This window comes from Micromonospora sp. NPDC049089 (genome assembly GCF_040648775.1).
In the GTDB taxonomy this organism is placed as follows: domain Bacteria; phylum Actinomycetota; class Actinomycetes; order Mycobacteriales; family Micromonosporaceae; genus Micromonospora.
This window is the reverse complement of record NZ_JBEZEH010000315.1, coordinates 1-5,228: the sequence shown is the minus strand read 5'-3', so window position 1 is coordinate 5,228 and position 5,228 is coordinate 1. Positions and strand designations below refer to the sequence as shown.

Genomic DNA, 5,228 nt, shown 5'->3' with positions numbered 1-5,228 from the left:
CTGGCACCGCCCCCACTTCCCCCCGCCCCGCGCCCCGCCCCGCCCCCGGCGGCGGCCCGCCGCGCCCCCCGGGCCCCCGGCGCCCACCACCCCGCTGATCGCCGCCGCGCCCGCGCAGGCGGCCGGCGCGGCCCGGCCGCGCACCTGGGATCTCACCCTCCTGGGCACGTCGGACACGCACGGCAACGTCTACAACTGGGACTACTACCGCGACGCCGAGTACGACGACAGCAAGCAGAACGACATCGGCGTGGCGAAGCTGGCGACGTTGATCAACCAGATTCGTCGGGAGCGGCGCGGCAAGGCGACGCTGGTGCTCGACGCCGGCGACACGATCCAGGGCACGCCCCTCGCGACGTACTACGCCAAGCAGGAGCCGATCACCGCCACCGGGGAGAAGCACCCGATGGCACGGGCCATGAACGTCATCGACTACGACGCGGTGACCCTGGGCAACCACGAGTTCAACTACGGTCTGCCGTTGCTGGACCTGTGGATCCGTCAGCTCGGCTTCCCGGCGCTCGCCGCGAACGCCGTCAACGCGAAGACCGGCAAGCCGGCCTTCCTGCCGTACGTCATCAAGAAGGTCTCCCTCGGCTTCGCCGCGCCGACCCTGCGGGTCGGCATCCTCGGGTTGACCAACCCCGGTGTGGCCATCTGGGACAAGGGCAACGTCGAGGGCAAGCTGCGCTTCGACGACATGATCGCGACCGCCGCGAAGTGGGTGCCGATCATGCGGGCCCGCGGCGCGGACCTCGTGCTGATCTCCGCGCACGGCGGTGACAGCGGCACCTCCAGCTACGGCCCCGAGCTGCCGAACGAGAACCCGGTGGCGCTGATCGCCCAGCAGGTGCCGGGAATCGACGCGATCCTCTTCGGTCACGCGCACAACGAGGTGGTCGAGCGGTTCGTGACCAACGAGCGCACCGGCACTCAGGTGCTGCTCTCCGAGCCGTCGAAGTGGGGCCAGCGGCTCACCCGGATGGACTTCACCCTCACCCGCGAGCGTGGCCGGTGGGCGATCACCAAGAAGGCCGCCACCATGCTGAACACCAACACGGTGGTCGAGGACCCGAAGGTGCTCGCCGCCGTGCGGGCGCAGCACCAGAAGACCGTGGCGTACGTCAACCAGGTCGTCGCGACGTCCACTGTGGAGTTGTCGGCGGCGGAGTCGCGGTACAAGGACACGCCGATCCTGGACTTCATCAACCATGTGCAGACCGAGGTGGTCGGCGCGGCGCTGGCCGGCACGGCGTACGCGGACCTGCCGGTGCTGTCGATCGCGGCCCCGTTCAGCCGGACCGCCGTGTTCCCCGCCGGCGACGTGAAGATCCGCGACGTGGCCGGCCTGTACGTGTACGACAACACCCTCGAGGCGGTCGTGCTCAGCGGCGCCGAGGTGCGCGCCTACCTGGAGTACTCGGCGAAGTACTTCCGGACGGTCGCGCCGGGCGCCCCGGTCGACCCGGAGCAGATCAACGACCCGGCGGTGCCGGACTACAACTACGACGTCTTTTCCGGCCTGGACTACGACATCGACATCTCCAAGCCGGTCGGGCAGCGGATCACCCGGCTGGTGCTGGCCGGCAGCGACACCCCGGTGGCGGACAACGCGCAGTTCGTGGTGGCGGTGAACAACTACCGGCGCAGCGGCGGTGGCAACTTCCCCGGCATCGTGAAGACCCAGGTGTACAACGCGCAGCAGGAGATCCGTCAGCTGCTCATCGACTGGGCGCAGGCCAGGGGGACGATCGACCCGGCCGACTTCTTCCAGCCCAACTGGCGTCTGGTACGCGAGGGCGTGCCCGTCTTCTGACCGCAGCGCATCACGAACGGGCCGTGGGTGGCGACACCCGCGGCCCGTCGCGCGTTCTCAGCCCTGCACGTTCCAGCGGATCGGGTCCTCGGACTCCTCCGGCCGGTCGCGCCCGGGATCGGTCTCGGTCAGGGCCACCCGCTCGTCGGGACGGACGGCGGGCGGCAACTCCCCGAACCGCGCGTGGCGCAGAAACGCGTACTCGTCGTCGGTGAACTGTTGCTCGGTCATCAGCGCCTCCCCCTGCTCCGCTGTGATTGTCCGGCGGCCCCGCCGGTCGACACCAGTAGCCGGACGCACACCCTCTAAGGCATCCTAGGATCCTGGGTGAGCGGTGGTGGCCTGGCGCGACGAATGGGACAACCGATCGAACACCGCGAGCGCCGCCCGGATCGACCGGCGGCTCAGCATCTCGTCGAAGCTCGCCCGTCCCTGGCAGAACTGCACGAACATCCGCCAGCCCGGAGGGGTCGCCAACAGGGCGTGGAACACGTCCGGGCGACGGGTGAAAACGTCGAGCAGCCGGAAACCCGCCCGCATCTCCGGCAGCAGACGCTCGGCCACCGTCCGCTCGTACCCGGCCAGGTCGCCATCCGCGACCGCAGCTCCGGCCAACTCGCCTGAGCGCAACGCGAAGCTGATGCCCTCCCGGCTCCACGGCTCCAGCAACCCCGCCGCATCCCCCACTACCAGCACCCGGCCGTTGCGCAACGGTGAATCCTCCGCCCGACAACGAGTCAGATGACCGGAGTCGTGCTCCGCCGGCAGCCCAGTCAGACCCAACCGGTCGACGAACCGCCGCAGGTACTCACGGGTCCCCTCCCCCGCCCCCCGCGCGGCGATCACGCCGACGGTCAACCGGTCGCCCTTGGGAAAGACCCAGGCGTACGAGCCCGGCATGTCGCCCCAGTCCAACAGCAGCCGGCCCCGCCACCGCTCCTGCTCGACCGGCGGCACCGGAATCTCCAACTCCAGACCCAGATCCACCTGCCGGTACCGAACCCCGACGTGCCGCCCGGTCACCCCCGACGAGCCGTCCGCCCCGATCACGGCACGAGCCGCGATCGTCGTACCGTCGGCCAGCCGCAGGCGTACCCCCTCGGGGTCCTGCTCGATCGCGCGGACCGCGACCCGCTCCCGCAGCTGCGCGCCGGCGGCGACCGCCGCCGCGCGCAGCCGGTCGTCGAACTCCTCGCGGCGCACCATCGTCACCACCGGGCTGCCGTTGCGGCGGGTGAATTCCCGACGGCCGTCGCGGGTGAACGTCACCCGGTCCACCCGGTCGTGCGCGGGCACCTCGATCCGATCCTGGACGGCCGCCAGCGAGGTGCCGATCAGGCCACCGCCGCAGGTCTTGTACCGCGGGTGTACGGCTCGCTCGACGACAAGGGTGGAGACGCCAGCACGGGCAGCGGCGTGCGCCGCGGACAGCCCTGCGGGGCCAGCGCCAACGACGACGAGATCCCAAACGATCACGAAAGCAGCCTAGGGCACCTCCCCGGCCCGCCCGCCGGACCCGCCCACCGGCACGACCGCCCGATCGGGTGTGCATCTTCGGGCACCGAGGGGGTAACCCGCGCACGGCAACCGCCACCGTAGTGGCGGACGAGCAGAGGAGGAACCATGCAGCAGGTGCAACTGTCGGAGGCCGAGCAACGGGTGTACCAGGCGGTCACCACCCTTGAGGCACGCGGGCAGGTGCCCTACCCGGACCTGATCGCCGAGGAATCCGGGCTCACCGGTGAGCAGGTGGGCAGCCCTCTGCACCTGCTCACCGAGAAGGGCCTGCTGCACCGCGAGGACTCGCCGATGGCCGGCCTCGACTTCGGTCCCCGGTTCTGCGCCCGCCAGATGGCGTGACCAGCGGAACCACCTGGCACGGTTCGCCCCCCGAAGACCCGGGTAGCGGTCAACCATGCGTGACCGAGGGTCGACGGGGGGCACGATGAGCGCGGCGCAGACGCCGCAGCCGGTGACCGCTGCCGAGAACCGACGGCGCTGGCAGGCCGTCGGCGTCGGACTCGTCGCCGCCTTCATGACGCTGCTCGACGTGAGCATCGTCAACGTGGCCGTGCCCTCCATCGACCGGGCGCTGCACGCGTCGTCGAGCGACCTGCAGTGGATTCTCTCCGGGTACGCGCTCACCTTCGGCCTGGCACTGGTGCCCGCCGGCCGCTTCGGCGACGCCCGTGGCCGGCGCAACGCCTTCGTCTTCGGCATCTCGCTGTTCACCATCACCAGCGCGCTCGCCGGCCTCGCCACCTCCCCGACCTGGCTGGTCATCGCCCGACTGTTGCAGGGCGCCGCCGCCGGCATCGTCAACCCGCAGGTCATCGGGCTGATCCAGCAGCTGTTCCGCGGCCCCGAACGCGCCCGCCCGTTCGGGATCCTCGGCGCCACCATCGGCATCTCCACCGCCGTCGGGCCGCTGCTCGGTGGGCTGCTCATCGCCGTCGGCGGCGAGGAGCACGGCTGGCGCTGGGTCTTCTTCGTCAACGTGCCCGTCGGTGTCCTCGCGGTGATCCTCGGCTGGCGGTTGCTGCCCGGCCGCCCCACCGGTCAACCCGGCTGGCGTCGACTCGACCCCGTCGGGGTCCTGCTGCTCGGCGTCGGCGTCGTCCTGGTCCTGCTGCCACTGGTGCAGGAGCAGCAGTGGCGGACCCCGTGGAAGTGGGCCCTCATCCCGGTTGGCCTGGCGGTGCTGGTCGCCTTCGGGCTCTGGGAACGACGCTACGCACGCCACCATCAACCCCTGTTCGACCTCCGACTGTTCAGCTTCCAGTCGTACACGCTGGGCTCGATCCTGGCCCTCGTCTACTTCGGGGGTTTCACCGCGATCTTCTTCATCTTCACCCTGTTCCTACAGATGGGGCTCGGCTACAGCGCCCTCGTCGCCGGCCTGGCCATCACCCCGTTCGCCCTGGGCTCCGCGGCCGCCGCCGTGCTCGGTGGCCGCATCGTCAACCGCTTCGGCCGACCACTGGTCGCCATCGGACTGCTCACCGTGGTGGTCGGACTGGCCGCCACGGTGATCGCACTGCGCCTCTTCCCGGACGCCCCGGCGCCCTGGGTCACCGCCGGCCCACTGCTCGTCGCCGGCATCGGCAGCGGGCTCGTGATCGCCCCCAACCAGACGATCACCCTCTCCGAGGTGCCCGTCGAGCAGTCGGGCAGCGGCGCCGGCATGCTCCAGACCGGCCAGCGGATCGGCGCCGCCGCCGGCATCGCCGCCGTCGGCTCGCTGTTCTTCTCCACGTTGGCCGACAGCCGCGGGGACTGGACCGACGCCTTCGAACAGTCCCTCATGCTCGCCACCGGCATCATCGCCCTCGCGTTGATCGCTGCGCTGATCGATATCCGGCGCACCCACAACCACAAGAACTGACCGGTGTACGCCGCTGGCCGGCACCCC

The 5,228-nt window shown here is 70.8% G+C and carries 5 protein-coding genes; 3 read left to right on the top strand and 2 right to left on the bottom strand.

Features of this window, described 5'->3' with window-relative positions:
• Positions 1–94: 94 nt before the first annotated feature.
• Positions 95–1,816, top strand: a complete 1,722-nt coding sequence (locus AB0B48_RS31820) for a 5'-nucleotidase C-terminal domain-containing protein (RefSeq protein WP_357208086.1) — start codon at positions 95–97, stop codon at positions 1,814–1,816.
• A gap of 57 nt (positions 1,817–1,873) precedes the next feature.
• On the opposite strand, the gene AB0B48_RS31815 is transcribed toward AB0B48_RS31820, so the two are convergent.
• Together AB0B48_RS31815 and AB0B48_RS31810 are read right to left on the bottom strand one after the other, a co-directional pair.
• A complete protein-coding gene (locus AB0B48_RS31815) occupies positions 1,874–2,047 on the bottom strand; it encodes a hypothetical protein (RefSeq protein ID WP_355010277.1) in 174 nt (57 codons plus the stop codon).
• Positions 2,048–2,131: 84 nt separating this feature from the next.
• Positions 2,132–3,292 (bottom strand): geranylgeranyl reductase family protein, encoded by a 1,161-nt coding sequence (locus tag AB0B48_RS31810; RefSeq protein WP_357208082.1) that lies wholly within the window; start codon positions 3,290–3,292, stop codon positions 2,132–2,134.
• A gap of 147 nt (positions 3,293–3,439) precedes the next feature.
• Here AB0B48_RS31810 and AB0B48_RS31805 point away from each other — a divergent pair, with 147 nt between their 5' ends.
• Positions 3,440–3,676 carry a hypothetical protein gene (locus AB0B48_RS31805; RefSeq protein ID WP_124823326.1) on the top strand — a complete coding sequence of 79 codons (237 nt, stop codon included), beginning with the start codon at positions 3,440–3,442 and terminating at the stop codon, positions 3,674–3,676.
• Between the two features lie 85 nt (positions 3,677–3,761).
• Positions 3,762–5,201 carry an MFS transporter gene (locus AB0B48_RS31800; protein WP_357208079.1) on the top strand — a complete coding sequence of 480 codons (1,440 nt, stop codon included), beginning with the start codon at positions 3,762–3,764 and terminating at the stop codon, positions 5,199–5,201.
• Positions 5,202–5,228: the final 27 nt, after the last annotated feature.

Bases quoted from the DNA above. Each gene is read 5' to 3' on its own strand.
- AB0B48_RS31815 (WP_355010277.1), bottom strand. From the start codon at position 2,047: ATGACCGAGCAACAGTTCACCGACGACGAGTACGCGTTTCTGCGCCAC.
- AB0B48_RS31805 (WP_124823326.1), top strand. From the start codon at position 3,440: ATGCAGCAGGTGCAACTGTCGGAGGCCGAGCAACGGGTGTACCAGGCG.
- AB0B48_RS31800 (WP_357208079.1), top strand. From the start codon at position 3,762: ATGAGCGCGGCGCAGACGCCGCAGCCGGTGACCGCTGCCGAGAACCGA.